Origin of the sequence: Mycobacterium sp. E2327 (assembly GCF_001672675.1) — a bacterium.
Taxonomy (GTDB): Bacteria; Actinomycetota; Actinomycetes; order Mycobacteriales; family Mycobacteriaceae; genus Mycobacterium.
Genome location: NZ_LZKE01000245.1, coordinates 1 through 1,500, shown reverse-complemented (window position 1 = coordinate 1,500; position 1,500 = coordinate 1). Strand labels below are relative to the sequence as shown.

Annotated in this window: 2 protein-coding genes; one reads left to right on the top strand and one right to left on the bottom strand. The window is 63.1% G+C overall.

Going from position 1 to position 1,500, the window contains the following annotated elements:
- Positions 1 to 654 (top strand): class I SAM-dependent methyltransferase (locus A5712_RS28310; protein ID WP_068113347.1); only part of this gene is annotated, 654 nt, incomplete at its 5' end.
- A 12-nt stretch (positions 655 to 666) separates the two neighbouring features.
- On the opposite strand, the gene A5712_RS28305 is transcribed toward A5712_RS28310, so the two are convergent.
- Positions 667 to 1,497 (bottom strand): cyclopropane mycolic acid synthase family methyltransferase, encoded by an 831-nt coding sequence (locus tag A5712_RS28305; RefSeq protein WP_068113350.1) that lies wholly within the window; start codon positions 1,495 to 1,497, stop codon positions 667 to 669.
- Positions 1,498 to 1,500 lie beyond the last annotated feature (3 nt).

Here is a 1,500-nt window from a genome sequence, read left to right as displayed (position 1 = left end):
ATCGGCTGCGGCTGGGGCGCCACGCTGCGGCGCGCCATCGAGAAGTACGACGTCAACGTCGTGGGCCTGACGCTGTCGGAAAACCAGGCCGAGCACGTCCAGCAGATGTTCGACGGGCTGGACACGAACCGCTCGGCGCAGGTGCTGCTGGAGGGGTGGGAGAAGTTCGACGAACCCGTCGACCGGATCGTCTCCATCGGCGCCTTCGAGCACTTCGGCCGGCAACGGTGGGGCCACTTCTTCAAGATGGCCTACCGGGTGCTGCCGGCCGACGGGGTCATGCTGCTGCACACCATCTCGCGCCCGACCTTCAAAGAGGCCAGGGCCCAGGGCACCCCGTTGACCCACGAGGTCGTTCACTTCACCCAGTTCATCCTGGCCGAGATCTTCCCCGGCGGATGGCTGCCGACGATCCCGTCGGTCGAAGAGCACGCCGGCGACGCCGGTTTCAAGGTGACCCGGATCCAGTCGCTTCAGCTGCACTACGCCAGGACGCTGGAGATATGGGCCGCCGCGCTCGAAGCCAACAAGGACAAGGCCATCGCGATCCAGTCGGAGAAGGTCTACGACCGGTACATGAAGTACCTCACCGGCTGCGCCAAGTTGTTCCGCCAGGGCTACACGGACGTCAACCAGTTCACGTGTGAGAAGTGACCGAGGGCCGCGCTACTTGGCCAGGGTGAACTGGCCGACGTTGCTGATTCCCTTGCGGAAGAAGTCCTCGCACCCCGTCAAATAGTGCATATAGCGCTCGTAGACTTCCTCGGACTGGATGGCGATCGCCTTTTCTTTGTTCGCCGCCAGGTTGGCCGCCCAAATATTCAGCGTCCGTTCATAATGCTCGCGCAGCAATTGCACTTTTTCGACGCTGAATCCGGCGGCATGCGCCAGCGGGAAAATATCTTCCTGCGCCGGCAACTGCCCGCCCGGGAAGATTTCCGTGTAGATAAATCGCGTGAACCGCACGTCGCTCATCGTCAAAGCGATGCCGCGCTCGTGCATCTGCTTCTGTGAATGCGCCAAAATAGTGTGCAGGAGCATCCTGCCGTCGTCGGGGAGGATGTCATGGGCGCGGTCGAAAAACGCGGGCCAACGCTCGGCCTTGAACGCTTCAAATGCTCCGATGCTGACGATCCGGTCGACGGGTTCGTCGAACTTCTCCCACCCCTCCAGCAGCACCTGCGCCGAGCGGTTCGTGTCCAGCCCGTCGAACATCTGCTGGACGTGCTCGGCCTGGTTTTCCGACAGCGTCAGGCCCACGACGTTGACGTCGTACTTCTCGATGGCGCGCCGCAGCGTGGCGCCCCAGCCGCAGCCGATGTCGAGCAGCGTCATCCCCGGCTCGAGCCCGAGCTTCCCCAGCGACAGGTCGATCTTGGCCAGCTGCGCCTCCTCGAGCGTCATGTCGTCGCGCTCGAAGTAGGCGCAGCTGTAGGTCTGGGTCGGGTCCAGGAACAGCCGGAAGAAGTCGTCGGACAGATCGTAGTGCGCCTGCACGTT